Origin of the sequence: Leisingera sp. S232 (genome assembly GCF_049800895.1) — a bacterium.
Classification (GTDB): domain Bacteria; phylum Pseudomonadota; class Alphaproteobacteria; order Rhodobacterales; family Rhodobacteraceae; genus Leisingera.
In genome coordinates this window covers 1-24165 of record NZ_JBNAFX010000004.1, presented here as the reverse complement: position 1 = coordinate 24165, position 24165 = coordinate 1, and the positions used below count along the sequence as shown (strand labels likewise).

Here is a 24165-nt window from a genome sequence, read left to right as displayed (position 1 = left end):
GCCAAAGTCGCCTTGCACCTGATAACGGGTGGCGCGGAAGCCGGACGGCGGAACGCACAGTCAGAAAGACGTCACACAGCGCCCCCGTGGGGCAAGTAAATCAGGGGCCAAAGGCCCGAAGCTAAAGGAAAAAGCTATGACCAGCATTCTGACCAACAACGGCGCAATGGTTGCTCTGCAGACTCTGAAAACTGTGAACAACAGCCTGGAAGACACCCAGAACCAGATCTCGACCGGTAAAGAGGTCGGGATGGCAAAAGACAACTCCGCTGTCTGGGCCATCTCCAAGTCCATGGAATCTGACATTGGTGCGTACGAATCCGTCCAAGACGCTCTGGATTTTGGTGAGGCAACTGTCGCCGTTGCGTCTTCCGGTATGGAGCAGATCGTTGAAACCCTGAAGGAAATGCGCGAACTGGTTGTTGCCGGTGTTTCGCAGAACGTCGACCATAACCAAATTGATGCTGATTTGGTTCAGAAGAGGGATACCATTCAGTCGATCATCGATTCGGCATCTTTCAATGGCGCAAACTTGCTGGACTCGGCAAACGTCACTACACAGCTTGATGTGTTGGGTGGCCTGGATCCATCGGCGGATACGATCACAGTTTTGGGTGTCGATTCTGTGGCAGACATCATCGACCAGCTTAACCTCGGTCTCGATGACACCAACGCTGCTGCCATTACTACTGAAATTGACTTGGCACTGACTAACGCCATTGGACACGCAGCCACCTTTGGTTCGGCATCGAACCGCCTGTCAGATCAGAACGACTTTGTCTCGAAGTTGACTGACTCGCTGAAGTCCGGCGTCAGCACCATGAGCGACACCAACATGGAAGAAGCCTCGGCCCGCCTGAAGGCGCTGCAGACACAGCAGCAGCTGGCGGTGCAGTCGCTGACCATCGCGAACCAGTCGCCATCCACTCTGCAGCAGCTGTTCCGCTAACAGCCTGATCCGGGGCGCTGATGGCGCCCCGGTCTTCCCCTCTCAGAGAACCTGAAGAACAAAACGTTAGGAAAACACGTGAATGCCCTTCTGAAGGCGAAGAGTGCCTATTCGGCGGCAAAGGCCCCAACCCGGACAGCAAAGAATTTTGAATATGAAGTGATCGCCCGCGTTACCCGCAGGCTGATCACGGCGACACAAAAGGGCCGCAAGGGGTTCAGTGAGCTTGCTTCAGCGTTAAATGACAACCGGAAACTCTGGTCCATTTTCACGGTAGACATCGTTTCAGAAGGCAACCCCCTGCCGGATGATCTCAAACAGAACCTGTTCGAACTGGCGGAATTCACTAGACAACACACCACCAAAGTGCTTCAACGCAAGGCCGATGTCCGGCCACTGGTGGAAATCAATACGGCCATCATGCGTGGCCTCCGCAGCGGAGCATCCTGAATATGAGCGGACTTGTCCTGAAACTTGCCCCGAAAGAGCGCGTCCTTGTGAATGGCGCAGTGATTGAAAACGGCGACCGTCGTAGCCGCCTGTCCATTGTCACTCCGGATGCCAATATCCTGCGTCTACGCGACGCAATTCACCCGGAAGAGGCCAATACCCCGGTACGCCGTGTATGCTATGCTGCGCAGCTGATACTGTCGGGTGATGCAGACCCGGAAGAAGAAAGGCTGCCTATGCTTCGCAGAATTGAAGAGCTTAGCCAGGTGTTCACCGACCCAGACAGCCGTGCGTCCATTTCCGAAGCCACTGATGCTCTTATCAGCAACAATCATTACCGTTGCCTGAAGGCCCTGCGCACATTGCTGCCTCGGGAAGATCGGCTCTTTGCCGTCCGACCCTCGTGACCTTTTTGCCCGCCTAGCCGACAAAGGCCAGGGCGGGCTGAAATCTTCGCTCTTCTGAATGCCTACAGGCCGACCTGTACCACGTTGCCTCTGACGGTTTGAGTTCAGGCAACTGGTAAAAAGCACCGCTCAACCTTGAGCACCGGACTTTTCTAAAGTTCTGCAAAGATGCGTACAGGGCGCCGACAATCCCGGGATTGTCTGAAAAACTGATTGTGTGACACCGGCCTGATCGAATTCAGAACAAAGCTGCTCTGCCCCCCTGAGAACTGAATGGTATCAAGCTGAAGTTGTCCGCTAAGTTTCCCTGACGGGGAACGTGAGGCGCATCAGAGAACAGTCCAGCAGGCTGTTGACCCGCCAAACCGGCTTTGCACGAAGGTATCGAAGTGCAAGGAGGCGCAGAAAGGACTTCGTCCTTGACCTGCTTGCTTCGCGAGGCAAACGCCGCATCCCGATTGTTGAGCACTCGCATTCCCGGCTCCGCCCTACAGCCGTTCCAGGCTTTAGCTATCGGTTCGAAAATGGCGTACAGACGCTCAAACGGGTCGGCTGACAGACCGGCTTGGCAGATACTATTTCATGGTGGATGAGCGTGTTTGAGGCGTGTCAAAGTCAACATGGACCTTGTGCTGCCCCGCTGACGAACAATTTTTTCTGTCCGTCAGTGCACGAACTCAGAAAACCTGCCGGAGAGACAAAAGAATGCAAGCGCAGAAACACTTAATTGCCCTGCATCATTCCCGTGCCAAGCCTATCCTGGCCCGGCTTCCGCAGAAAGGTTCAGCGTCCGGCCTTTGCCCGGCGCAAAAGCAAAAGCAAGCGGTTGAAACTGCTAGTGATGCCTTCCGAATCTTCACGGCCAAAAAATGAATCCAGTTCGGGCCATAGTTTTACCGCTTGGTCCAGCACCGCATCATTGCCTTCAGCATACAGTCCGGCACGGATCATGACTTCTGACTGCTCATAAGCGCCCAGGAATTTGCGCACATCCTGTATCGCCTCATTTTCATCAGGGGTAGCCGCGGCAGGCAGGCTACGTGACACCGATCGCGAGACGTCAATCGCGGGAAACCGCCCCCGCTCGGCAATTTCTCGGTTCAACACGATGTGCCCGTCCAGAACACCGCGCAAAATATCTGCAATCGGCTCGTCCATATCCGACCCAGCTACAAGAACACTGAACACCGCAGTAATGTCGCCCTGCCCTTCTCCGCCAGGCCCGGCCCGTTCACACAACCCGGTGATCAGCGGCGTCACGGACGGGGGATATCCACGCAGCGCCGGGGCCTCACCGGACGCTGCTGAAATCTCGCGGTGTGCTTCAGCAAAACGGGTGACCGAGTCGGCCAGGAAAAGCACGTTCTTTCCTTGGTCACGGAAGTGCTCCGCCACCGTCATGGCTGCCCAGGCACACCGGCGGCGCACCAGTGCCGACTGGTCAGACGTCGCTGCCACTACGGTGGCCCGGCGCATGCCTTCGGGCCCCAAAACCTGCTCAACGAAGTGATTCACCTCGCGCCCGCGCTCGCCGATCAGGGCCATAACGACGACATCTGCATCCATATTTTGCGCCAGCTTCGCCAACAGCGAGGATTTCCCAACCCCGGAACCGGCAAAAAGACCCACTCGCTGCCCCCGTACAATCGGGAGAATCGTATTCAGAACCGCTTGGCCGGTATCCAACCTCTCACCCATGGAGCGGCGCCCCGCTGCCTTGGGCGGCGCAGCCATCAAGTCCCGAGGAGTATTGCCAGGGAGCATGGGCCGGTCATCCAGCGGCTCCCCAAAGGGATCAATCACCCGCCCAATCCAATGGTCACTGGGGGCAAACTCTGGTGACGGTTTCAGCAGTACAGGATCCCCGATAGCAGCACCATCAGGCGCCCTATCTGGTAACATACTGATATTGCTACCGTTAATCTTCAGAACCTCGCCGTGCAAATCATTCTGCGGGTCGCGGCGTAACACCAATCGATCACCGATCCGTGCCGTGGCCGCCAACCCGCTGATTTCAATCTCTCCGCCTGAAATCCCTGTCACCCTGCCTACCTGGGTTGCCAGGCTCTTGCCGGCGATTTGACGGGTCAGTGCTTGCAGCTCTGCTTTCATTGCAGCGGCCTCCCTTGCTGTCCTGAAAACAATTTCTAAAGGAATCGGGGTTAAGTCTTGATTGAAATCGATCAAGGGAGAAGCCCTGATGTTCACAGAATTGAACGTATTCAAAATCGCCTATTCCATGGCGACCCATGCCGGCAAACGTCAGGCACTGGTTTCCCAGAATATCGCCAATGCCGATACACCGGGTTACCACACCAAAGATATCAAACCCTTCAAGGAAGTCTTTGCAGCCAGCGCTCATCCGACTGGCATGATTGCAAGCCGCGGCAGCCACTTGAATGGCGCAGCAGGCAACGAGATGAACTGGGTTGTCACCTCTTCTGATGACGGCAGCGACCCCAATGACAATTCTGTTTCCGTCGAAACCGAATTGCTGAAAGGGGTTGAGGTCGCACGCCAGCACAAACGCGCCATGGCAATCTACAAATCCTCCATGAACATCCTGCGCTCCAGCCTGGGCAAACAGTAAGGGAATATGCAATGAGCGAGTTTTCGAGAGCCCTTTCCGTCACCGCCAGCGGGCTGAAGGCGCAAGCTTCAAGGCTGCGCCACGTGTCTGAGAACATCTCCAATGCGGACACCCCAGGGTACCGGCGCAAAACAGTGCCCTTTGAATCCGTGCGCGAATTACAAACTGATGTCGAGCATGTCCGCACTGGCAGGATCGCCTTGGACCGCCGTGATCTGGAGGAAGTCTATGACCCCTCGCATCCCTTGGCGGATGAAAGTGGCCACTACAAAGGGTCGAACGTCGATCTCATGATCGAGATCGCGGACGCACGAGAAGCCCAGCGCAGCTACGAGGCCAACCTGAAAATGTTCGAACAGACCCGGTCGATGTCGACTTCGCTTATGGAACTTTTGAGACGTTAACTGAACCAATTGGAGATCCAGAATGGATATTCGCAGTCTTTCCGCCGCTAGCGGCTATACCGCCGCCCGGCCCGCCACCAAGGCAGACCCCAATCATGACGCCGTTGGCGCTGGCGCCCGTCTGAAGGAGAGCTTTGAAAGCTTCGCCGCAAACTTGCAGCACAGCGAACAGGTATCTGTGCAGGCCATGACCTCGCAGGCCGATCCGCATGCTTTGGTACAGGCGCTTGCTCAAACCGAACTTGCCGTTGAAACCGCCGTCACTGTTCGCAACAAGGTGGTCGAGGCCTATCAGGAAATCCTGAGAATGCCGGTCTGAGCCATGATGAGTGAAAGCCTTTTCTACGACACCCTGCGCCAGGCCATATGGGCCGCCGTCACCATGTCGACCCCGATCCTGGTTGTGGCGCTGGTTGTCGGTCTGACCATTGGCCTGTTTCAGGCACTCACATCGGTGCAGGAAATGACGCTGACGTTTGTCCCGAAACTGACTGCGATCATCGTCGTTTTCTGGATGACCATGGGCTTTATGACTCAAACCCTCGTGGCCTTTTTTGATGGTCACGTCGTTCCAATGATTGCCGGAGGACTGTAATGGAAACAGCAGGTTACGCCACGCTTTCCCGTCAATCGGGATTGATGCGCGAAATGCGTGTCATTGCAAACAATATCGCAAACTCCGCCACGTCAGGCTACCGGCAGGAAGGGCTGGTTTTCTCTGAGTTCGTACAGACATCCCCAGGGCAGCAATCTCTGTCGATGTCGCGTGCCAACATCTTCAACACCTCAATGGAGCAAGGCCAGCTCACAAAAACCGGCGGGACATTCGACTTCGCTGTCGAAGGCGACGGCTTCTTCATGGTGGAAACTCCCCAGGGTGAACGGCTGACCCGCTCAGGCGCCTTTTCTCCCAATGCTGATGGCGATCTTGTGAACATGGATGGCTTCCGGGTTCTGGACGCAGGCCGCGCCCCTGTTTTTGTACCTCCGGATGCAGGCAAAATCGAAGTTGGCGCAGATGGCTCCATCAGTGCAAATGGACGGCTGCTCGGTCAATTGGGCGTCTTCAAACCAATGGAGAGCCACACGCTGGTGCGCGAAGACGGGGTGATGTTCCGCGTCGACGGCGAAATCGAGGATTCCTTGGACTCAAAAATCCTGCAAGGGTTTCTGGAAGGTTCCAACGTTAATGCGATTTCCGAAGTAACCCGGATGATCGAAGTCCAGCGCGCCTATGAGATGGGCCAAAGCTTCCTGCAGACGGAAGACGAGCGCATCCGCAATGCAATCAAGAACTTGATCAAGACCTAGGAGAATCCAGATGCGTGCCTTGAAGATCGCCGCGACCGGCATGAGCGCTCAGCAGTTGCGGGTGGAGACCATCTCCAACAACCTCGCGAACATGAACACCACTGCCTACAATGCACGGCGGGCTGAATTCGCCGATCTGCATTACCAGCAGGTCTCACGCGCGGGCACAGTAAACGCGTCAGACGGCACAGTGCTGCCTACCGGTATCCAGGTTGGCCTTGGTGTACGCCCGGCTGCAGTATCGGTCCATCTGTCCCAGGGCGCGTTGCAGCAGACCAACAACGATCTGGACATTGCAATCGACGGCAAAGGCTACTTGGAGGTCACTCTGCCTTCCGGCCAGAACGCCTATACCCGCGACGGTGCGCTAAAACGGACGTCCGAAGGGCTTATCGTGACTTCAGACGGTTACGCGGTATCACCAGAGGTCACTATTCCTGATGATGCCACCGGCATTTCGATCAATGCCGAGGGAGAAGTTTACGGCTACTTCAACGAAACCACCGAAGGCCAGCTGCTGGGGCAGCTCACTTTGGCTGGCTTCACAAACCCGAAAGGGCTTGAAGCAATCGGAGGCAATCTGTTCACCGCGACCGAAGCCTCTGGCACCGCAACTGTTTCTACCGCTGGTGAGGACGGACTTGGCACTTTCCGCCAAGGCTACTTGGAAGCCAGCTCGGTTGATGCTGTTCGCGAAGTGACAGAACTGATTGAAGCCCAGCGCGGTTATGAAATGAATGCCAAGGTCATCTCGGCTGTCGACGAGATGATGGGCGCAACCACACAGGTACGCTGATGAAACATGCTCTTGCCTGTCTGATTGCCGCCGTGCTGTGTGCCCCGCCTGTCTGGGCGGACTACCTGGTTCCGACACGCACAATCCGTGCGAAAGCAATTGTAAACGCCGAAGACCTGGCCCTGAAGAAGGGCGAGATTTTAGGTGCGCTGTCCATTCCAGGCGACGTTATCGGCATGGAAGCACGTGTGGCTCTTTATGCAGGCCGACCCTTGCGCCCGGGCGATATCGGTCCGCCCGCCATTGTCGAACGCAATGACCTTGTGACGCTGATTTTCCGCCAAGGCGGGCTTTCCATCGCTGCAGATGGACGCGCGCTTGGTCGCGGTTCGGCCGGTGAGGCTGTCCGGGTCATGAACCTTTCTTCCCGCACCACCGTCACTGGCCGGATTACCGAAGACGGATCCGTAGAGGTAAACTGATGTCTAAGAAATTTTCTCTTGTAAAACCGATGCTGTACGGGCTTGCCCTGCTGGGTGCCTGCGGCCGGATGGATCACCTGGGCAAAGCCCCTTCCTTCACACCGGCAAACGAAACACCCGAGCATGTAGCCATGCTCTATCAGGGACTGCCGGCCCAAACCCATGCCCGGCGTACTGTCGACGGCGCCTCGCTTTGGAGCGGTTCGCAGCAGTCTCTTCTGGGTGACCGTCGTGCAATCAAGCGCGGGGATATCCTGACGGTCGTGATTGAAATCGATGAAGAAGCTGAAATTTCCAACGATACCCAACGGTCCCGCTCAGGATCAGAAACCCTGAACGTACCGCAGCTGCTGGGACTGCCGCAACGACTGGATCAGAAGTTGCCTGATGGCGCCTCGTCGGCAGAAGCAGTTGAGCTTGGCAGTTCAAGCGCCTCCGGCGGAAAAGGATCTGTCAAGCGCAGTGAAAAACTTGAACTGCGGGTTGCTGCAACGGTGGTCGATGTTCTGCCCAATGGAGTTCTGGCAATCAGCGGCACCCAGGAACTGCGCGTGAATTTCGAACTGCGCGAGCTTTTGGTGACCGGCTATGTCCGCCCCCAGGACATCAGCCGACAGAACGAAATCACCTATGACAAAATTGCTTCCGCCCGAGTGTCCTATGGCGGCCGCGGCCAAATCACTGACATGCAGCAGCCGCGCTATGGCCAGCAGCTGCTTGATGTAGTCCTGCCATTCTGAGAGTTATCATGCTATCAAAACTCCTGCCTATCATCCTGCTGCTCCTCGGAACCGGAGGCGGTATCGGCGCCGGCATTATGCTGGCGCCCGCACCTGAAGAAAACCACGCCGCCGCAGGAGAAGAAGCTGCCCATATGCCTGCTGAGGACGCGGAAGAACCCGCCGAAGAAAGCGAGGAGGACTTACGGGAGTACATCAAGATCAACAATCAATTCGTGGTGCCGGTTGTCGATCGCGACCAACTGACATCCTTGGTCGTCATATCCCTCAGCCTGGAAGCGGCAACAGGCACCAGCGAAAAAGTAAGGGCTTATGAACCAAAACTGCGTGATGCCTTCCTGCAGGTTCTTTTCGATCACGCAAACATGGGCGGCTTTCGCGGGGCTTTTACACGGTCTGATGTCTTGGAACCGCTGCGCACCGCCTTGCGAGAAGCCGCACAGAAACATGTCGGCAAAGGTGTTTATGATGTGCTGATCATGGATATCTCACGGCAGGACGTCTGACCTAACAATTTTGACAAACTGACAATACCAGGCCGGTTCCGCAGAACCGGCCTTTTTTCGGCCTGAGCCATACACTTCAGCTGTCCAGAAGCTTGTCCATCAGCATCTTTGCCCGCGCGGTCTTGCAGCGTTTACGTTCAGCGGCAGCCATTGTTTCAACGGCTTGCTTACGTCCGAATGCCTTGCGCAATTCATCCATCATCCGCAGTTTTTGCGCCGTGGCTTTAGCCAGATCCATGTTCAGCTGGCGCCGTGTGCGGGTATGCCATCCCTGCCAGAGTAGATCCGCACCAAGGGCTTTTAGCGCGTGGTCGCCGTCTGTCAGCGCGCGTGTCGCTTGGACCTGGTCATTGAGTCTGGCCAACTGACCGCGCAATTCGGCTTCCCGAGCCAATGCCGGTTGAATTTTGGCATGCTCTTGCATGTATTGTGCAGCAGTCACTGCCGCCATTTGGTCTAGCATCTTTTGCTTCATGTAACCTTCCCTTTGGCACGCCTGCGCATTTCTTCGGCAAAGCGGATTGCTGCTGCCACCGGTGCATAGTGTTCTTCTAGAATTTCATCACCAATCTCAGTTGCTGCGTGCAAGGCCCGAGCGGTTGGCGGATCACTGTGTATGGGAACCGCATTTTCATTGGCAACCCGCCGGATAGCCGCGGCGACCTCATCAACCCCTTTGGCAACACAAACCGGAGCAGCCCCCTTTTCGCGGCTCCATTTCAAGGCCACCGCATAATGGGTCGGGTTGACGATCACCACGTCCGCATCCGGCACAGCCGCCATCATCTGACCCATCGCAATTTCCTGGCCGCGCTGGCGCCGTTTGCCCTTCATATGAGGATCGCCTTCAGCGTCCTTAATCTCATCCTGGATTTCTTTTCGCGACATCATGTTCTTACGGTGATGTTCAGCATGCTGAAAAACCGCATCCACAACCCCGATGGCCAAAGAAATGATCAGCGCGAGAAACAAAAACTCGAGCGCAAGCTGCGATAGCATCAGAACAACAGATTGCGGTCCAGTACCCGACGATGAGATCATGTCAGGCAGCCGGTAGTTCAGATAGACGCCCAAACAAACGGAATAGAGAGACAGTTTCAGAAAACTCTTCAGAAACTCAAACAGGCCGGAACGGCCAAACTTGTTTTTTGCATTAGATATGATCGAGATTCGCGACAGTTTTGGTTCCAGCTTACTGGGGGCAAAAACCAAAGCGCGCTGGCCCACAATAGACAGCAAAACCAGGACAAACGGCACCAGAAACCACGGAAGAACCGGCCGCAAAACGCTGGTTATAAAGCCGCCTGTAGGGGCGGCAGTAGATCCATCGTTAAAAAACATTGCAGCCAGCCGGTCGGGCTGGTCCAAAAACGCCATCAGCGCTGAGCCCATTCCCTCAACCCCGGAGCTGCCTGCCGAGTAGAGCGCCACAATCAAGCCGAGATAGGCTGCCGACACGGACAAGTCCGTGGATTTGGCCACCTCGCCCTTTTCTCGGGCTTTGCGGAGCTTCTGTTCCGTAGGCTCAAATGACTTGTCGGAATCGTCGTCCTTGTCGCTCATGGCATTCCGCCCCCAGGATTGGAGAGGAACGCCATCAGCGCACGGGACCATACATCCAGGATCATTGGACTGCCGACCATAAGGATGAACAATCCAAGAAATGTGATCAACGGAGCGCCAACCATGGCAACCATTAGCTGCGGCATTGCCCTGTTAATAACGCCAAGCGCCAAATTGTAGATCACTGCAGTGATGACAAAGGGAGCGGCGAGAGTGAACGCCATCGAAAAGCTCTCTGATATCCGGTACACACCCCACTCTGTCAGTCCCGCCGCTGCAGGAAACTGCCCGGCGGGAAACATCCGGTAAGAACCGATGAGAAGCTCAGCCACTCGGATATGCAGCCCAAGCATGACCGCCAGTGTTACACCTGAGATCATGAGAATTGCCCCAAGAGCGGGCATTGGTTCCGCGCCAATGCCGCCCAGAACCTGTGACAATGACGTGCTTTGTGCCGCAATCGTTCCGGCCGTCTGCAAGGCCAGTACAAAAATTCGCACGCCAATGCCTAACGCTAGACCGATAATGGCCTCTGTCACTGCAAAACGCGCATAGCCCATGACACCGTTTGGTTCGGGATAAGGCGGAAGCGCAGGAGCCACGATAAAGGTAAAGGCCAGGGCGATTGCCAGTTTGACCCGAGCTGAAACATAAAGTTCGCCCACGGCCGGCAAGACCGACACCATGGCGGAAACACGCAGAAAGACGATAGCTGCGTGCCAGAATCCTGCTCCCAGAAGCAATACCAGCTCCGGCGGCAGAAAATTCATATTCATGCCTGAACCATTCCGACCAGAGCCGGCCGTGCCTCGAGGCCGATTTCCTCGAACGACAGAACTGGGTTGGTAATGCCTCGCGACTTAAGGATTGTCTTCAAATACCGGCGGCGGCGGGTTGACGTTACAACTGCGGCAAAAATGCCCTGATCAGTGATTGTCACCAGCTTGTCGCTCAACCCGTCTGCAAGCCGATTAAACAGGTCAGGCGGTAACGCAATATCCAGGCCGGCACCTTGAGCATCCACCTGGTACGTAGAGAATTTATCCTCCCATTCCGGTGCCAACTGGATCAGCGGAATGGTGCCGTCCTCGCGCTTCATTTCGGCCACCAGCTGGAAACCCAGGCGCTGGCGCACATGCTCGCAAATCAATTCTGGCTGGGTTGTGTGCATCCGCGCCTCAGCAATCGATTCGAGAATCAGAGGCATGTTGCGGATCGACACCCGCTCCTCCAGCAGAAGCCGCAGAACTGCATGCAAGGTATCCATCGGCACCTTGTCCGGCACCAATGCATCCAACAGCTTGCGGTTTGCTTCAGACCTGAAGCCATCGGACAGCTGTGTCATCTCGTCCAGCAGTCGGCGCAATGATTTGAGTGTCAGCAAGCGGGAGAAGTTCTGCTTTATGATCTCAAGAAGATGGGTCGCCAAAATTTCCGGAGGCGTGACCACCGTGGCGCCGGCCAGCGCGGCTTGCTCCTGAGCCTTTGCTGAAATCCAGCGAGCCGGTGCGCCATAGACCGGTTCAGTCACATCAGTGCCCGGCGGAAGTGTGTCATGATTGTCAGGCATGAGCGCCAGAATCATATCCGGGTGCAGCGTACCGCGGACCTGCTCCACCCCCTGAACCTTGATGACATAAGTGCCTCTTTCCAGATCATGCTGATCAGTCAGCCGGATTTCCGGCAGGATCAAACCGAATGTCGTGGCAATGTGGGAGCGCATATTGGCAATTCTGGCATCCAGCCCGGTGCCGGCATCAAGCACCATGCCCACCAGATCCGGCGAAAACTCTAAATGCAGATCATCCAGGTCCAGGATATCGCCCAGCGGCCGTGATGCAGCCGGGTCCGCGGCTTCCTCGATCTTTTCCTCGATCTCCGCTTCGGCATCATCCCTTTTCTGTTTGGCCATTCTAAAGGCCATGAACCCCAGCACGCTGCCGCCGGTCACAAACGGCAAAAAGGGCAAGCCCGGAACCAGCGCGAACATCACCATCAGCACGGCAACAGTGGTCAGTGCAGCAGGATGACGGCCGAATTGTTCAAACAGGGCGGTGTCTGTGGCACCGGTAGTACCGCCACGGGCCAGCAGCAGCGCCGCCGCAATGGAAATGATTACCGAAGGGATCTGCGAAACCAAGCCATCACCTACGGTCAAGATTGCATAGGTCTCAAAGGCACTGCCAACCGGCATGCCATGGACCAGGACACCCATGATCAGCCCCATGACCAGGTTCAGCAAAGTGATCAGTAAACCAGCAACGGCATCGCCCTTGACAAACTTCGAGGCACCATCAAGCGAGCCGAAGAAAGTGGTTTCCTGCTGGTCACGTTCCCGGCGCTCCTTGGCCGTTTGGTGATCAATCGCACCGGCCGACATGTCGGCGTCAATCGCCAGCTGTTTGCCCGGCATACCATCCAGAGCAAACCGCGCGCCGACTTCAGCCATTCGCGCCGCACCCTTGGTGATAACCATGAAGTTGACAATCAGCAGAACGCCAAAAACCACAAGGCCGAGGAAAACACTGCCCCCCATGACGAACTGAGCGAAGCCTTCGATCACATCGCCCGCCGCGTCGGTGCCAGTATGCCCCTGTCCGATGATTAGTTTGGTCGACGATACATTCAGCGACAATCGCAGCATTAAGGAGGCCAGAAGTATCGTTGGAAAAGACGAAAAGTCCAATGGCCGCTCAATGAACAATGTGATGGTGAAGATCAGGATTGCCAGTCCAAAGGATGCCGCTAGACCGACATCCAATACCCAGGCCGGCATCGGCAGGATCATCATTACAATGATGGCCATCAGCGCAAGCGCAAGCAAAACCGTCGGACTGAAAAGTTGTTCTATTGTCAGCTTAGGCACTGGTCAGGCCCCGCAGTTTATGTTTCCCGAACTGCATGGCGCCCAGACGCCCCGCTTCTGTTGACGGCTTGCGCATGATGGTGATCAAGCCATTGAAATATGGCCATTTCTTCAAGGCCAACACAAACTGAACAGCTTGCAGACAGCATCGAATTTGCCGCAGCAAATGTCCCCTTCGCAGACCGAAACGGAAAAGAAATGTTGAGTAGAAAGATGGCATGCACATGCACCACAGACCGGCGGCCATGCACCCATGGTCTGCTGCACGCAAAACCTGCCCTTTCGGGCAATTTGTTATGTATTTGTCCGGCATTCTGCCCGTTCCAATTCAGGATTCACCCGTCTGTCACGTTAGCGGCCGCTGGTTGACAAAATGTTATCAGAAAATACAACGGCCGCCTTTTAAAAGGCGGCCGGAAAATCAGGAGATCCCAGTCAGGCTTACTGGTCTTCTTCAGGTTTGTCCAAACCTGCTTCGATCTGGTTCAGCAGGTCCGCAATGCCGCCGCGGGTGCCTTCGCTGCTTTCCACCAGTGCCCTCGCGTGTGCAAGCGGAGCCAACCCTACAGGATCCTGCGCAGTTTCTCCTATTTGCGTCGTGACCGAGGCAACGGAGCCAAAACGTATTTCGGCCCTTTCATCTATGGCCTCAATTGCCTCAAGATCTTCTGAATGCCAGAATCCCCGGGCAGCTGCGCCTGTCTCGTCTTCGCCAAGCAGATACTCACCTGCCCGGCTGTATTCACCGTTGCGCCATAAAGCCTGCGCTCGCATTTTGTTGGCAGCTGACCCTTCCAGCCCCATCAATTCGACAAGTGCCCGATGCGGTTTTTCCAATTCCAGAGCAGCCTCTGCCATCAACAGACGGCGCGACTCGTTTTCCGGCTCCAGTGCAAGTTTGGTCAGAAGATCTTGCGCCTGCTGCGCAAAACCTAACTCCAGCAGCCGGCGCGCCACCTGTTCTGCCACAGGCGCGGCCTCAGCCGGAGTCGCCAGCTCGGCAAACATCAAGGAATGCTGCAGGAAGGTTACGTCGTCGGCTCGCTCTGCCAAGAGCAGCATCAGCGGTTCCAGTGCGGCGGCCCGCGCAGCTGGGCCATCCCTTTCAGTCACGCTCTCCAATTCTGTGAACGATTCGTGGAATTGCCCCATCAGAGCCATTGCAGACACCAAAGCAAAACGGAGTTCGGCACCAAGTTCAGTTTCGCGGCTCTCCAATTCATAAGACGCAATCAAATCAGGAACATCAGGCGAAATCGCTTTCCTCTCCTTCACGCTCAAGGCAACCAGTTCGATCAATGCAGTCGGCGCATTGCCCGTTCTTTCAACGACTTCGCTCGTCAGCTCCTCAGCCATCCTTTCACTGTCGCCTTCCAGCTCTGCTATTGCCGCTTCGGCCAGATTGATCTCAGGAACATCCTCTACTCCGGTCCGGTCCACAGCCCGCAAAATCGCCTCTGCGACGTGATGGTTTCCTGCTTCGGCAAACATCTTGCTGACACGCGGGCCCAAATGCACACGCAGATGAGCTGGCAGCTTGGAGAACGCCTGCTGGATGGCGTCGGTGTTGGCGCTCCTCTTGACTTCGCCGTCAGCCAGGACGCCCCACAGGGCACTGTCGCTATCACAGCCTTGCTGACTGGAAAGCACATGATTGACCGGCAGATCGATACCATCCATCAGGACTGCCATTGTGTCCAGAAGGGCGGCTTCAGAACTGCTCTGCTGCTCAGGAGGCAGCAGCGCTTTGATCGAGCGTGCTTCCGCACCAAAACTGAAGTAAAGATACAGCCGGACAAGCGCATAGACATTAGCCGGATTCACATCATCAAATTCCTGCACCAAAGCGCTGCGCAAAGGTGCCAGCTGGTCAGCAAACGGACCTTCTTCACCCCAGGTATGAACAGCGAGATCCCGGCTTTTCAGGCAATGAGACTCCTCGCCGCGGTCAGCGGCCAAAGCCGCAATCAACCCGGTTTCACGATCAATCGCAGAGGTCACTGAGATATGGTCAAGCGGATTGAGAGGCCTGTCTGCCGCGCCAAACGGGTCAAGGCCGACGGTGTCTGCCTCAACAGAAGGATGTTCCTCTGATACAATCACTAGGCCTTGGTTCGCTGCCCGGCTGATCTGCTGTAGGAGCCGCTGTTCGGACAGGTCAACTGCAGCAGCACGTTCAGAATCCTTCAAATCAATCATTAAGGATGTTTCGGGAATGCTAACAGGGCGCTCTTCCAGAACAGCCTCATCAAAGGGTTCGGCTTCTTGTACAACTGCGATATCGTGGCGGCCGTCCAGCGGCAGGGTCAGCCCGTTGATCTGCGACAAAAGTTCATTCTCAACTGCTGACACCGATCCTGCGCCGGCTTGGACCTGTGTCTCCTGGGAGGGGGCCGCCTTACCATTGTCACCTGACACGGCATTCGCCGCCGCAAGCTCGAGCGCCAGACGTGCATCTGTTGCAGCCGTTTGGGAAAAGCCAAAACGGTACCCGGACTGCGGCATCTGTGGTGTGAGCGGCAGAACACTAGACGCAGCATTGAATTGCGGCTTCGCGGAATGTTTGCCGCCATCCCGGATATCGACCACCAAGTAGCCGTTTTTCTGCAGGTAGGAAGAGACAGTGCAGCTACAGGCCAATTGCAACCGAAGTGGTTGCCCTGGACCATTCTGAGCTAGAGATTGCAGCCTTGTTCGGGGGATCAAATTAAACACACGGGAGGTGTCAAACACAGCTTCCGGCGCATCAATGTTTATTGTTGCGACTGTTCCGCTTTGCGTCAGCGACCAATCAGCGTCAGCAGGCAACCGCATAACCAGCCGCGTAAAACCCTTGTGCTCACCCGAGCGGGTCACAATGGTCTGCGCTTGTGCTGCGCCCGCCGTCAGCAGAACAGCTGCAGTGGCAAATGCCCGCCAGATCATGCTGCGTCCTGCTTCACCGATTTGAGGGCTTCTTCAAGTTCCGAAAAGCCCGGACGGAAGTGGGAAGGCGTATTCTGGCGACCAACCTCGATGCAAATCGCAGCTGCATGATTGTGCAGGTTTGCGACCAGAACTTCCCGGATCAACTGATAGAAATGCGCGTCATCCTCAACCACGTTCTTCACCTTTCCGGCAAAGGGAGCGGCCAAACAGTAGGCCAGGAAGATGCCCAGGAAAGTCCCCACAAGAGCACCACCAATCATCTTGCCCAGAACCTCGGGCGGCTGATCAATTGAGCCCATGGTCTTGATCACGCCAAGAACCGCGGCAACGATCCCAAGTGCAGGAAGCCCGTCTGCGAGAGTTTGCAAAGCATGGCTGCCATGCAGGGCATGATGATGGTTCGCTTCTATCCGCTTTTCCAGCACTTCTTCCACCTGATGCGGATCATCATAGTTCATCGATGCCGAACGCATTGTGTCGCAGATCAGGTTCACAGCTTCCTTGTCCGCCAGGATTTTAGGATACTTGTTGAAAACGGAGGAATTCTCTGGGTCTTCGATATGCTGTTCGACTTCAACCGGGTTCGCACGGGCAATCCGGATCAATGCAAACAGCAGGCACAACAGATCCCTGTAGTCATCGGGTTGCCATTTAGGCCCCTTGAAAACCTTACCAACATCCTTGAGCGTGTGTTTTATCCCGCCCATGTCATTGCTGATTAGGAAGGTGCCAACTGCGGCCCCACCGATCATCATCATTTCAAACGGCAGCGCCTTAATGATGATCGCCAATTTGCCGCCGGCCAGAAGGTATCCGCCAAAGACCATGGCAAAGATCACCACAATGCCCACAATCCCGATCATAGGTTCACTCCGAATTCCGTTGGTTTTTACTAGTTTAGGCGAGTCTCCCTAAGGAAAGACTAAGCCGCTGCGCCCAAGTTATTCCTTGGGCACAGATCCATTGCGCCCAGCCAGCACCACACTGATAGTATAAGCCGCTTCAGGGCTGAGACCGGCCATTATTCCTGCAGCGGCCTCAGGCTGCATTCGGGCCAGGAATCCTGCCGCAAAGGCCGGGTCCATTTCCTCGAACAACGCGGATGCATCCTTGGGCTTCATTTGCTCATAAACCGTCGTCAGGCGGGACACATCTGCTTCTGTCGCGCCATCCGCCAGAGCGAGAGTTGCACGCAGATTTTCTTCTGCCTGCTCCAAGGCCGCGAGTTTCTTCTCGATTGCCTGGTCAGCGATTTCCAGTGCTTTCATACGGTCCTGAATTTCCGCCTCACGCGCGGCCAAGACCTTTTCACGCTGCTGAAATGCGGCAAGCATCGTTTGAAGCTCGGCAGTGTCGGGCATCGCCCCTCGCTGTGTCTCACCTTGGTGCGCAGGCTCTTCTTGGCCACCCTCTTTCAAACTTGCGACTTCACGGGCTATGGCAGGGCCTGCTTCAAGCCCCAGCCGCACGATGGCAGACCCCATCAGCAGCAAAGCCAGCATCATCAACGTCCCGCTGCGCCGGAACCGTCTGCTTTTTCCTGCTCCTTTTGCCATCACGCCACCCGGTTTTGGCTGCGGTTATGGCGCACAAACATCAAACCAGAAGACTTTGCCTCCTCCTGGGTCTCAGCAGCGGCATCTAAAGCAGCGGCCATTGCGGCATCCTCGTCCGCAGCCGCGGCTGAAGTCGGCGCGGTCTCGGCTTCAGGAATATCATGCATCGAAGCCATCATCAGCTCCAGCCGCTGCGCCACCGATTCGGCACGCCCTGTCAGCTGCTGCAGCGCTTTGCTGGAGCCATCCGACACCTGCTGCGCTGATTGCAGTGACTTGTTCAAATCATCAACCTGCGCAGACAAGACGGCCACCGCGCCGCCCACTCCTTTTTCCAGGTCATTAAATCGCTTCAGCCGGCGCGACAGCACCAAGCAATAGAATCCGGCACCCAGCGCTCCGGCCGCAAGCAGGATATCAGCTATAATGTCCATCCTGTCCTCCTAGTTCAGTACGAAATCCATAATCAGCAGATCGCGCACCCGGCCTTGGCCGGTTGCGATATTGATCCGCCGCAGCATTTGCGCCCTCAGTTTTGGCAACGCCATCGGATCGGACAGATCCTCTAGCTCCAGTGCTCTTAGGTAGCTGTTCAGGACATCGACAACCCGCGGGAGGACTTTTTCGACTTCGGCCTGATGAGCCAAGCCGACCTCTAACTGGGCACGGAACCGAAGATGTTTCAAACCACTGGCTTTGCGCAGGGTAATCATAATCGGATCCATTTCGATAAAGGCAAGATTGGCAATATCTGCTGCCGACTCGCCGGTGTCCACGCCTTCTGGCGCCACTTCGGCCGCGTGCACCGGTTCTGGTGCCGCTTTTTGACCAAAGGGAAGAAGGCCTGACTGAACGGCAAAGAATCCACCGCCCCCTCCAACCAATGCCAACACCACCCCGATAATCAGAGGTAATTTGCTTTTCTTGGCCGGAGCTTCTGCTTCGATATCTACTGCAGCGTCTGTCATGGCTATCCCTAAAACGTCGTGCAGCTTCTTCATAACCTGTGAGGAACTAACCGAATGTTAAGGCCGATGCGTCAAAACGGTTGCATGCCGGAGAGAACGCCGGTGCGACGGAGGTTAATGTGCAGCAGATCAAGAATGTCTGGGCAGAAATGGATATGCGGAAGCGTCTGATTGCCGTGGGGGCCACGGCCATCATGATTCTCAGCGTCATCGCAATGTCCCATGTGGCAAGCAAGCCAACAATGACACTGCTCTATGCCGGGCTGGAAAGTGGTTCGGCAGGAGATGTGGTGCGGTCGCTGGAACAGCGCGGCACTCAATTTGAGGTGCGAGGCGGCTCGATTTATGTGCCTTCCACCCAACGCGACGAACTGCGAATGACACTCGCCAGCGAAGGCCTGCCTGCCAACGGTGGCAAAGGGTATGAATTGCTTGATTCGCTTAGCGGATTTGGCACCACCTCTCAAATGTTCGATGCAGCTTACTGGCGCGCAAAAGAAGGGGAATTGGCCAGAACCATTGTCGCCAGCCCCCATGTGAGCCAGGCGCGGGTTCATATTGCCAACACCGGATCGAACCCTTTTCAGCGCACGGTTGAGCCGACGGCTTCGGTCTCTATTGTGCCGATGGGGTCTCCGATCACCCCAGCCCAGGCGAATGCCATCCGCTTTCTGGTGTCATCAGCCGTTACTGGTCTGCCCGTAGAAAACGTCGCAGTGATCGACGCGAACGGAGCTTTGGTTGGCTCTTCGGATACAGCGGCAGCGGCTGGCGCCGGCGTTGATGACCGCTCCCAAACGATTCGCGAACGTGTCCTGCGCCTGGTGGAAGCCCGCGTCGGCCAAGGCAACGCCGTTGTCGAAGTCAGCGTGGAAAGCGTTACCGACACCGAATCGATCCGCGAAAAACTGGTGGATCCGAAAAGCCGTGTCGCGGTCAGCACCGATGTTGAAGAACGGGCCGATTCCTCGACCAACCAATCAGGAGAAGTCACAGTCGCCTCCAACATCCCCGATGGCGATGCCGCTTCCGGCCAAGGATCAAAGGCCAACACAAGCGCAACCCGGGAGCGGATCAACTATGAAGTCTCAGAAACTGAAAAGGAGATTCTGCGCGGCCCCGGTGCGATCAAGCGCCTGACAGTAGCGGTCCTGATCAATGGCACCGGCGTCACCAATGACACAGGCGAGACCATCTTCCAGCCCCGACCGGACGAGGAACTGGCAGCTTTGCGGGAACTGATTTCCGCAGCTGTGGGGTTCAACGCAGACCGCGGCGACGTAATCACTCTGAAGTCGATGGAGCTTCCTGCCGTAGAACCTCAAGGCACGGTTGTGACGTCGTCTTTCATGGATCAGCTCAATTTTGACGCCATGTCATTGGTTCAAATCCTGGCTCTTGCCATTGTCAGTCTGATCCTCGGTCTGTTCGTGGTGCGCCCGATTCTGTCGAACCAGGCGACTCCGGCCCTGGAAGCAGCCGGTTCGGGAGCAGATGCCTTGGCAAGCCTGCCCGGTATGGGCGGTGACAGTTTCATGACTGCCCCCGATCTGGGAGCGAATCTCGCGCTGGATGGCGAGATTGAAAACAACGAAACCGGGCAATTCGAACCATTGGGAGACCTACCGGCCATGGGAACCGGCGGAGATCTGATGGGAGCTGCCGGTTTCGGTGGAATGGGCGGCGGAATGGATGACCCGGTCGACAGGCTGCGCAATCTCATTGGCGAACGGCAAGAGGAAACGGTCCAGATTCTGCGCGGCTGGCTAGAAGAGAACAAGGAGCAAGCCTGATGACAATTGCCCATTTACTCGAAGATTTTGGGATGAAAACGCCTGTAGAGCCCATTCTACCGGCAATTTCGGAAGAGGTCATCGAAGAACAGCGGCTCGCATCCTTCGAAAACGGTTACAGCGCCGGCTGGGATGACGCGGTGTCAGCAAAAGATCAAGAGAACACCCGTATCTCAGCCGAACTGGCCAGCTCTCTGGAGGATCTGAATTTCACCTATCAGGAAGCCCAAAGCCAGCTTCTCGATTCACTGGATCCGATGTTCAAAGTACTGACCAGCGCTGTGTTGCCGGATGCAATGGCGGCTTCCTTCGGTCATCACATTGTCGACCAGCTCGACGGTATGGCAAAGGGGCAGACTGATCAGCCAATGCAGATTGTGGTTGCTCCGGGAGAAGGTCCCGCCGTGCGCAGCCTTTTGCCAGAGAAATTTTCAGTACCCGTAACGGTGAGAGAAGACAGCGTGTTGTCACCTGGTCAAGCCTACCTGAGCGTTGGCAGCACTGAGTGCGAAATAAACTGCGATGCCCTCCTCGAGTCGATCCATGAATCGATTGAGGCCTTTACCTATCACGCAAATGAGGACAGCCACTATGGATGACGCTGCCGATCTCAACATGAAGTCCGCTGACGCAAGCAACCCATTCGTCTCAGTTCCCGTCGAAGTGGTTGTATCGGTCGGAAAAGCCCGTCCCTTGATCCGCGACTTGGTCAGCCTCGGAGAAAACGCCGTGCTGACATTGGACAAACGGGTTGAAGACCCCGTGGATCTTTACGTCGGTGACAGGCTGGTGGCCCGCGGTCAGCTGGAAGAACTGGAAGGCGACCAAGCCGGCCAACTGGCCGTGCGTCTGACGGAAATTGCCGATCTTCAAAGCGGTTTGGGATGACACATTCGACATTTGTGCGGGCGGCTTTTGTGTCAGCAGTTCTTCTGACGCTGCCGCACACCGCCCTGGCTCAAGAATTGAGCCTTTCACTGGCAGACGGGCAGTCGATCTCAGCCCGCTCAATCCAGTTGATCCTTCTGATTACAGTGCTCAGCATGGCCCCCGGCCTGCTGATCATGATCACCTGCTTCCCGTTTCTGGTGACTGTCTTGTCAATTCTGCGCCAGGGTATCGGCCTGCAGCAAGCGCCGCCAAACATGCTTATTATCAGCCTGGCGCTTTTTCTGACCTATTTCATTATGGAGCCGGTCTTCACCGAAGCCTGGGCCACCGGAATCAACCCTCTTTTGGAAGAGCAACTTGAACCCGGCGAAGCGATAACCCGCAGCTTGGAGCCATTCCGGGTTTTTATGGCCAACCGGCTGGATCCGGACACGTTCTATGCAATTGCTGACCTCAGACTCGAAACGCAAGGCTTGGACCCTGCCCCTGAGGCACCGCTATCTGCTCTGGTGCCGAGCTTTCTGCTCTCAGAAATTTCGCGTGCTTTTCAGATCGGATTTCTGGTTTTCCTGCCATTCTTGGTTATTGATCTCGTTGTGGCCGCCATTCTGATGTCAATGGGGATGATGATGGTCCCGCCAGCGATTGTGTCTCTGCCGTTCAAACTGGCGTTCTTCGTTGTAGCCGACGGCTGGAGTCTCATCGCAACTGCGCTGGTGCGCAGCTACTACCCCTAAAACACAAAACTTCAGAAAAATCGCTCTGGGCACTGGTTTGTGCCCAGAGCGATTTTTCTGTGGGGCCTGGACCAGTAAAGTGAGCGTCCGATGAACCCGACCTCACGCGTCGTTGCTGGGTGATCTAAGTGTCCGCTTGGCTAAATGGACACTTAGGGGACAGTTATGAGTAATCGCAAAAAGCGTCGGAAGTGGTCTGACGAGGAAAAACGGGAGATCTGCCAGCAGGCCGTTCTTCCAGGGGCCTCGGTGGCACAGATAGCACGGCGCTATAGCGCCAATGCCAATATGATCCACAACTGGTTGAAGGACCCGCGATTTGCGCCGGATGCGGAAGATCTTGCGATGCCTACGGACGCGTCTTTTTCTTCGAATTGGATGTGTCGGCGGCAGCCTCCCATTCAGTTCCGGATATTGTTGCCACGCCCGCCGCCGCACTTTCCGCAAACAAGGTTGATATTACATTGTCCGATGGGCGGCGCGTGTTGATCGAAGGGCCGGTGTCTCTTGGGTCCATCATTGGTTTGGTACAGGGGTTAATGGCTTGATCCCGGTTCCCAGCAATACGCGCGTCTGGCTGGCGACGGGTGTCACGGACATCCGGCGAGGTATCAACACGTCGGCGTCGCAGCCCGATAAGGCCCTAGAGCTTGCCCCCTATTCCGGACATCTGTTCGTGTTCTGGGGGCGGCGCGGGGATCTGCTCAATATCATTTGGTGGGAGAGAGGTCCGATCGTAAGCGGTACTCCGTCCCCACACTTACGGCATAGCGGTTGATCTGCGATTCAGAGGCTTCTTTGATTTGTGGGAGTTTTTCGATGGGAGCTACAAGTGAGTTTCTAGCAATGGTGGCGCGCCGGGCAGATGGGAAACGAGATTGGCCGCCAGAGTTGAAGGCCCGGATTGTTGCTGAGACGTTGATCGAAGGCGAGACGGTTAAGCAGGTTGCCGAACGTTATGAGTTGGTCCCAAGCATGGTGTCTGATTGGCGGCGGATGGTGCGTCAGGGCAAGTTGGTTTTGCCCAATTTGGAAGGCATGGATTTTGTTCCGGTCGAGATCGAGGCGCCTGTGCCCGTGGCCCAGCCTCTGGTGACGACATCCTCCAGCATGATTGATGTGATCAAGGGCGACGTCACCGTTCGTCTTGATGCGGCGACGCCCGCGACACGGATCGCCGAGATCGTACAGACCATGGCTCCGTGATCATGACATCCCACAAGGTGCGGATCTTTGTGGCCAGTGAACCGGTCGACTTTCGCAAGGGCCATGATGGTTTGGCCACCCTGGTGCAAAGCCAGTTGCGCCAGAAGCCGTTTGATGGGCCTATCTATGTCTTCCGGGCCAAGCGGGCGGATCGGCTCAAGCTGATCTATTCGGACGGCAGCGGGCTGATGATGGCGTACAAACGGCTGGAGGACAACAGCTTCAAGTGGCCGGCCATCAAGAACGGGGTCATGCGCCTGGAACCGGCCCAGTTTGAGGCGCTGTTTGCCGGTTTGGATTGGCGGCGCGTGCGCCCCCTGGAGGTGGCGGCTCCGGCTGCGGCGGAGTGACTCACGGTGGCTTTTGATCGGGGCATTCTGCGCCTGTTTTGGTATGGAACCGGGCATGAGCGCACCTGATAAATTGCCAAACAACGTCGCCGAGTTGAAGGCGCTCATCCGTGCGCAGCAGGATCAGAATGCGGGGCTTGAAGCGTTGCTTGCCTCCTTCAAGAAAGCGCTCTTTGGGAGCAAATCTGAGAAGGTCGATCCAGCTAAATACGAACTGGAACTCGAGGATATCGAGACCGCCATCGCGCAGGTCGAAGCCGAAATTGACGCCGATGAACGCACCGCGCCTGTGCCTGCGGTGCAGAGCGTCATATGATTGGTGAGGAAGTGATTGAACGGCTGGATATCATCCCGGCCCAATTCCGCGTGATCGTCACCCGTCGCCCCAAGTACGCCTGTCGGTCTTGCGACTGCGGGATCCCCCAAGCCTCGGCACCAGCAAACATCATCGCAGTGTCCGTCGTCAGGTTATTTGGGTCCAAGAGCGGCGTAAACTAAGAGAGTGCTCGGCTCATCTGGTTGGTTTGATTATGCGGCGCGTTGTCTGTGATGCAAGCGTCGCGCTTCGAACGTGTTCTGTTTGATCCTTTCTCTTTGTTCCAGAATGGCTTGGTCACGCCCGAAGTAGACGTCGGCTGGCGTGACGTTGTTCAGGCTCTCGTGGTAGCGCTGGTGGTTGTAGTGATCGACGAAGGCTTCGATTTGGGCTTCGAGATCGCCCGGTAGGAAGTC

At 56.1% G+C, this 24165-nt stretch carries 32 protein-coding genes and 1 pseudogene; 21 read left to right on the top strand and 12 right to left on the bottom strand.

Annotated features, from left to right (window positions below):
* Positions 1 to 136: 136 nt before the first annotated feature.
* The 3 genes from ACP151_RS04325 to flbT all read left to right on the top strand — a co-directional run bounded on the left by ACP151_RS04325 (position 137) and on the right by flbT (position 1806).
* Positions 137 to 949 carry a flagellin gene (locus ACP151_RS04325; protein ID WP_424977633.1) on the top strand — a complete coding sequence of 271 codons (813 nt, stop codon included), beginning with the start codon at positions 137 to 139 and terminating at the stop codon, positions 947 to 949.
* Positions 950 to 1027: 78 nt separating this feature from the next.
* Entirely contained in the window at positions 1028 to 1399 is a 372-nt protein-coding gene (gene flaF, locus ACP151_RS04320; protein WP_424977632.1) for a flagellar biosynthesis regulator FlaF, read from the top strand.
* A gap of 2 nt (positions 1400 to 1401) precedes the next feature.
* On the top strand, positions 1402 to 1806 hold the full coding sequence (gene flbT, locus ACP151_RS04315) for a flagellar biosynthesis repressor FlbT (protein ID WP_424977631.1): 405 nt from the start codon (positions 1402 to 1404) through the stop codon (positions 1804 to 1806).
* Between the two features lie 783 nt (positions 1807 to 2589).
* Here flbT and ACP151_RS04310 read toward each other — a convergent pair.
* The gene (locus ACP151_RS04310) at positions 2590 to 3918 is read right to left on the bottom strand and encodes a FliI/YscN family ATPase (protein ID WP_424977835.1); all 1329 of its coding nucleotides are present in this window, start codon (positions 3916 to 3918) and stop codon (positions 2590 to 2592) included.
* 88 nt (positions 3919 to 4006) lie between these two features.
* On the opposite strand from ACP151_RS04310, the gene ACP151_RS04305 reads away from it, so the two are divergent.
* From ACP151_RS04305 to ACP151_RS04265, 9 genes are read left to right on the top strand one after another with little or no spacing between them, the layout of a single operon-like run.
* Positions 4007 to 4396: a FlgB family protein gene (locus tag ACP151_RS04305; RefSeq protein WP_424977630.1), complete on the top strand. Its 390-nt coding sequence runs from the start codon at positions 4007 to 4009 to the stop codon at positions 4394 to 4396.
* An 11-nt stretch (positions 4397 to 4407) separates the two neighbouring features.
* Positions 4408 to 4800, top strand: coding sequence for a flagellar basal body rod protein FlgC (gene flgC, locus ACP151_RS04300; protein WP_424977629.1), 393 nt, complete (start codon positions 4408 to 4410; stop codon positions 4798 to 4800).
* A gap of 22 nt (positions 4801 to 4822) precedes the next feature.
* The gene (fliE, locus tag ACP151_RS04295; RefSeq protein WP_424977628.1) at positions 4823 to 5119 is read left to right on the top strand and encodes a flagellar hook-basal body complex protein FliE; all 297 of its coding nucleotides are present in this window, start codon (positions 4823 to 4825) and stop codon (positions 5117 to 5119) included.
* Between the two features lie 3 nt (positions 5120 to 5122).
* Positions 5123 to 5395, top strand: a complete 273-nt coding sequence (locus ACP151_RS04290; protein ID WP_424977627.1) for a flagellar biosynthetic protein FliQ — start codon at positions 5123 to 5125, stop codon at positions 5393 to 5395.
* Positions 5395 to 6111, top strand: coding sequence for a flagellar hook-basal body complex protein (locus ACP151_RS04285; protein ID WP_424977626.1), 717 nt, complete (start codon positions 5395 to 5397; stop codon positions 6109 to 6111). Before ACP151_RS04290 ends, ACP151_RS04285 begins: the two co-directional genes overlap by 1 nt.
* Before the next feature lie 10 nt (positions 6112 to 6121).
* Positions 6122 to 6907 (top strand): flagellar basal-body rod protein FlgG, encoded by a 786-nt coding sequence (flgG, locus tag ACP151_RS04280; RefSeq protein WP_424977625.1) that lies wholly within the window; start codon positions 6122 to 6124, stop codon positions 6905 to 6907.
* Positions 6907 to 7329 (top strand): flagellar basal body P-ring formation chaperone FlgA, encoded by a 423-nt coding sequence (flgA, locus tag ACP151_RS04275; protein ID WP_424977624.1) that lies wholly within the window; start codon positions 6907 to 6909, stop codon positions 7327 to 7329. The genes flgG and flgA overlap by 1 nt, the downstream gene beginning before the upstream one ends.
* On the top strand, positions 7329 to 8069 hold the full coding sequence (gene flgH / locus ACP151_RS04270) for a flagellar basal body L-ring protein FlgH (RefSeq protein WP_424977623.1): 741 nt from the start codon (positions 7329 to 7331) through the stop codon (positions 8067 to 8069). The genes flgA and flgH overlap by 1 nt, the downstream gene beginning before the upstream one ends.
* Before the next feature lie 8 nt (positions 8070 to 8077).
* Positions 8078 to 8575, top strand: a complete 498-nt coding sequence (locus ACP151_RS04265; protein WP_424977622.1) for a flagellar basal body-associated FliL family protein — start codon at positions 8078 to 8080, stop codon at positions 8573 to 8575.
* A 76-nt stretch (positions 8576 to 8651) separates the two neighbouring features.
* On the opposite strand, the gene ACP151_RS04260 is transcribed toward ACP151_RS04265, so the two are convergent.
* From ACP151_RS04260 to ACP151_RS04215, 10 genes are all read right to left on the bottom strand, one after another.
* Entirely contained in the window at positions 8652 to 9050 is a 399-nt protein-coding gene (locus ACP151_RS04260) for a hypothetical protein (RefSeq protein WP_424977621.1), read from the bottom strand.
* On the bottom strand, positions 9047 to 10138 hold the full coding sequence (gene flhB / locus ACP151_RS04255) for a flagellar type III secretion system protein FlhB (protein WP_424977620.1): 1092 nt from the start codon (positions 10136 to 10138) through the stop codon (positions 9047 to 9049). The genes ACP151_RS04260 and flhB overlap by 4 nt, the downstream gene beginning before the upstream one ends.
* The gene (locus tag ACP151_RS04250) at positions 10135 to 10914 is read right to left on the bottom strand and encodes a flagellar biosynthetic protein FliR (protein ID WP_424977619.1); all 780 of its coding nucleotides are present in this window, start codon (positions 10912 to 10914) and stop codon (positions 10135 to 10137) included. The genes flhB and ACP151_RS04250 overlap by 4 nt, the downstream gene beginning before the upstream one ends.
* Positions 10911 to 12944, bottom strand: coding sequence for a flagellar biosynthesis protein FlhA (gene flhA / locus ACP151_RS04245; protein WP_424977618.1), 2034 nt, complete (start codon positions 12942 to 12944; stop codon positions 10911 to 10913). The genes ACP151_RS04250 and flhA overlap by 4 nt, the downstream gene beginning before the upstream one ends.
* 52 nt (positions 12945 to 12996) lie before the next feature.
* A complete protein-coding gene (locus tag ACP151_RS04240; RefSeq protein WP_424977617.1) occupies positions 12997 to 13317 on the bottom strand; it encodes a hypothetical protein in 321 nt (106 codons plus the stop codon).
* Positions 13318 to 13445: 128 nt separating this feature from the next.
* Positions 13446 to 15929: a tetratricopeptide repeat protein gene (locus ACP151_RS04235; RefSeq protein WP_424977616.1), complete on the bottom strand. Its 2484-nt coding sequence runs from the start codon at positions 15927 to 15929 to the stop codon at positions 13446 to 13448.
* Positions 15926 to 16795, bottom strand: a complete 870-nt coding sequence (motA, locus tag ACP151_RS04230) for a flagellar motor stator protein MotA (protein ID WP_424977615.1) — start codon at positions 16793 to 16795, stop codon at positions 15926 to 15928. Before motA ends, ACP151_RS04235 begins: the two co-directional genes overlap by 4 nt.
* Positions 16796 to 16873: 78 nt before the next feature.
* Entirely contained in the window at positions 16874 to 17488 is a 615-nt protein-coding gene (locus ACP151_RS04225; protein ID WP_424977614.1) for a MotE family protein, read from the bottom strand.
* On the bottom strand, positions 17488 to 17922 hold the full coding sequence (locus ACP151_RS04220; RefSeq protein WP_424977613.1) for a hypothetical protein: 435 nt from the start codon (positions 17920 to 17922) through the stop codon (positions 17488 to 17490). The genes ACP151_RS04225 and ACP151_RS04220 overlap by 1 nt, the downstream gene beginning before the upstream one ends.
* Before the next feature lie 9 nt (positions 17923 to 17931).
* Entirely contained in the window at positions 17932 to 18456 is a 525-nt protein-coding gene (locus tag ACP151_RS04215; protein ID WP_424977834.1) for a flagellar basal body-associated FliL family protein, read from the bottom strand.
* A 119-nt stretch (positions 18457 to 18575) separates the two neighbouring features.
* On the opposite strand from ACP151_RS04215, the gene fliF reads away from it, so the two are divergent.
* The 9 genes and pseudogenes from fliF to ACP151_RS04170 all read left to right on the top strand — a co-directional run.
* Positions 18576 to 20249, top strand: coding sequence for a flagellar basal-body MS-ring/collar protein FliF (gene fliF / locus ACP151_RS04210; RefSeq protein ID WP_424977612.1), 1674 nt, complete (start codon positions 18576 to 18578; stop codon positions 20247 to 20249).
* Positions 20249 to 20848 carry an ABC transporter ATP-binding protein gene (locus ACP151_RS04205; protein WP_424977611.1) on the top strand — a complete coding sequence of 200 codons (600 nt, stop codon included), beginning with the start codon at positions 20249 to 20251 and terminating at the stop codon, positions 20846 to 20848. Before fliF ends, ACP151_RS04205 begins: the two co-directional genes overlap by 1 nt.
* Positions 20841 to 21137, top strand: coding sequence for a FliM/FliN family flagellar motor switch protein (locus ACP151_RS04200; RefSeq protein ID WP_424977610.1), 297 nt, complete (start codon positions 20841 to 20843; stop codon positions 21135 to 21137). Before ACP151_RS04205 ends, ACP151_RS04200 begins: the two co-directional genes overlap by 8 nt.
* Complete coding sequence (fliP, locus tag ACP151_RS04195; protein ID WP_424977609.1) at positions 21134 to 21877, top strand: flagellar type III secretion system pore protein FliP; 744 nt, start codon at positions 21134 to 21136, stop codon at positions 21875 to 21877. The genes ACP151_RS04200 and fliP overlap by 4 nt, the downstream gene beginning before the upstream one ends.
* 165 nt (positions 21878 to 22042) lie before the next feature.
* Positions 22043 to 22366, top strand: a complete 324-nt coding sequence (locus ACP151_RS04190; RefSeq protein WP_424977608.1) for a transposase — start codon at positions 22043 to 22045, stop codon at positions 22364 to 22366.
* 55 nt (positions 22367 to 22421) lie between these two features.
* Positions 22422 to 22655: an IS66 family insertion sequence element accessory protein TnpB gene (gene tnpB, locus ACP151_RS04185; RefSeq protein ID WP_424977607.1), complete on the top strand. Its 234-nt coding sequence runs from the start codon at positions 22422 to 22424 to the stop codon at positions 22653 to 22655.
* A 41-nt stretch (positions 22656 to 22696) separates the two neighbouring features.
* A complete protein-coding gene (locus ACP151_RS04180; protein WP_424977606.1) occupies positions 22697 to 23083 on the top strand; it encodes a transposase in 387 nt (128 codons plus the stop codon).
* 2 nt (positions 23084 to 23085) lie between these two features.
* A complete protein-coding gene (gene tnpB / locus ACP151_RS04175; protein ID WP_424977605.1) occupies positions 23086 to 23433 on the top strand; it encodes an IS66 family insertion sequence element accessory protein TnpB in 348 nt (115 codons plus the stop codon).
* A gap of 55 nt (positions 23434 to 23488) precedes the next feature.
* Positions 23489 to 23883: pseudogene (locus ACP151_RS04170) on the top strand (IS66 family transposase zinc-finger binding domain-containing protein); the annotation flags it as partial.
* Between the two features lie 78 nt (positions 23884 to 23961).
* On the opposite strand, the gene ACP151_RS04165 reads toward ACP151_RS04170, so the two are convergent.
* Positions 23962 to 24165, bottom strand: a 204-nt coding sequence (locus ACP151_RS04165; protein WP_424977604.1) for an integrase core domain-containing protein, incomplete at its 5' end; no start/stop codon positions are given.

Coding starts and splice junctions, on each gene's coding strand:
- ACP151_RS04220 (WP_424977613.1), bottom strand. CDS start 17,922: ATGGACATTATAGCTGATATCCTGCTTGCGGCCGGAGCGCTGGGTGCC.
- ACP151_RS04310 (WP_424977835.1), bottom strand. CDS start 3,918: ATGAAAGCAGAGCTGCAAGCACTGACCCGTCAAATCGCCGGCAAGAGC.
- flgC (WP_424977629.1), top strand. CDS start 4,408: ATGAGCGAGTTTTCGAGAGCCCTTTCCGTCACCGCCAGCGGGCTGAAG.
- tnpB (WP_424977605.1), top strand. CDS start 23,086: ATGACATCCCACAAGGTGCGGATCTTTGTGGCCAGTGAACCGGTCGAC.
- ACP151_RS04190 (WP_424977608.1), top strand. CDS start 22,043: ATGAGTAATCGCAAAAAGCGTCGGAAGTGGTCTGACGAGGAAAAACGG.
- ACP151_RS04235 (WP_424977616.1), bottom strand. CDS start 15,929: ATGATCTGGCGGGCATTTGCCACTGCAGCTGTTCTGCTGACGGCGGGC.
- fliE (WP_424977628.1), top strand. CDS start 4,823: ATGGATATTCGCAGTCTTTCCGCCGCTAGCGGCTATACCGCCGCCCGG.
- ACP151_RS04200 (WP_424977610.1), top strand. CDS start 20,841: ATGGATGACGCTGCCGATCTCAACATGAAGTCCGCTGACGCAAGCAAC.
- ACP151_RS04325 (WP_424977633.1), top strand. CDS start 137: ATGACCAGCATTCTGACCAACAACGGCGCAATGGTTGCTCTGCAGACT.
- flbT (WP_424977631.1), top strand. CDS start 1,402: ATGAGCGGACTTGTCCTGAAACTTGCCCCGAAAGAGCGCGTCCTTGTG.
- ACP151_RS04260 (WP_424977621.1), bottom strand. CDS start 9,050: ATGAAGCAAAAGATGCTAGACCAAATGGCGGCAGTGACTGCTGCACAA.
- ACP151_RS04225 (WP_424977614.1), bottom strand. CDS start 17,488: ATGGCAAAAGGAGCAGGAAAAAGCAGACGGTTCCGGCGCAGCGGGACG.
- ACP151_RS04215 (WP_424977834.1), bottom strand. CDS start 18,456: ATGACAGACGCTGCAGTAGATATCGAAGCAGAAGCTCCGGCCAAGAAA.
- ACP151_RS04180 (WP_424977606.1), top strand. CDS start 22,697: ATGGGAGCTACAAGTGAGTTTCTAGCAATGGTGGCGCGCCGGGCAGAT.
- ACP151_RS04250 (WP_424977619.1), bottom strand. CDS start 10,914: ATGAATATGAATTTTCTGCCGCCGGAGCTGGTATTGCTTCTGGGAGCA.
- fliP (WP_424977609.1), top strand. CDS start 21,134: ATGACACATTCGACATTTGTGCGGGCGGCTTTTGTGTCAGCAGTTCTT.
- ACP151_RS04240 (WP_424977617.1), bottom strand. CDS start 13,317: ATGCCGGACAAATACATAACAAATTGCCCGAAAGGGCAGGTTTTGCGT.
- ACP151_RS04305 (WP_424977630.1), top strand. CDS start 4,007: ATGTTCACAGAATTGAACGTATTCAAAATCGCCTATTCCATGGCGACC.
- flgH (WP_424977623.1), top strand. CDS start 7,329: ATGTCTAAGAAATTTTCTCTTGTAAAACCGATGCTGTACGGGCTTGCC.
- ACP151_RS04205 (WP_424977611.1), top strand. CDS start 20,249: ATGACAATTGCCCATTTACTCGAAGATTTTGGGATGAAAACGCCTGTA.
- motA (WP_424977615.1), bottom strand. CDS start 16,795: ATGATCGGGATTGTGGGCATTGTGGTGATCTTTGCCATGGTCTTTGGC.
- ACP151_RS04285 (WP_424977626.1), top strand. CDS start 5,395: ATGGAAACAGCAGGTTACGCCACGCTTTCCCGTCAATCGGGATTGATG.
- ACP151_RS04290 (WP_424977627.1), top strand. CDS start 5,123: ATGATGAGTGAAAGCCTTTTCTACGACACCCTGCGCCAGGCCATATGG.
- ACP151_RS04265 (WP_424977622.1), top strand. CDS start 8,078: ATGCTATCAAAACTCCTGCCTATCATCCTGCTGCTCCTCGGAACCGGA.
- flgA (WP_424977624.1), top strand. CDS start 6,907: ATGAAACATGCTCTTGCCTGTCTGATTGCCGCCGTGCTGTGTGCCCCG.
- flhA (WP_424977618.1), bottom strand. CDS start 12,944: ATGGCCATCATTGTAATGATGATCCTGCCGATGCCGGCCTGGGTATTG.
- flhB (WP_424977620.1), bottom strand. CDS start 10,138: ATGAGCGACAAGGACGACGATTCCGACAAGTCATTTGAGCCTACGGAA.
- flgG (WP_424977625.1), top strand. CDS start 6,122: ATGCGTGCCTTGAAGATCGCCGCGACCGGCATGAGCGCTCAGCAGTTG.